1 pseudogene is annotated in these 239 nt (G+C 60.7%); it reads left to right on the top strand.

Annotated features, from left to right (window positions below):
• A pseudogene (locus Q4528_RS15840) lies at positions 1-239 on the top strand (hypothetical protein); the annotation flags it as partial.

The raw sequence follows: 239 nt of genomic DNA, 5'->3' as shown, positions 1-239 counted from the left end.
GATTGACCCTATTGTTTCAGCCTCGGAACCAATCCTGCTGGCGGGTGGCGGTGACATTGATCAGGCGGATGTGACCCTGGCACGAACCTGGGCCAAACGGGCGGTTGCCGCCGATGGCGGGGCGACGGCGTTGTTGCAACTGGGGATTACCCCCGAAGCGGTGATAGGCGATTTTGATTCCCTCAGCGATGCAACAAAGGCCGCCCTGCCCGCCGACAGTTTGCATCACATTGCCGAAC

The organism is Staphylococcus pasteuri (genome assembly GCF_030547725.1).
GTDB lineage: Bacteria > Bacillota > Bacilli > Staphylococcales > Staphylococcaceae > Staphylococcus > Staphylococcus pasteuri.
Note: the sequence above shows the minus strand (reverse complement) of the source record. Positions and strands in the feature narration are given on the sequence as shown.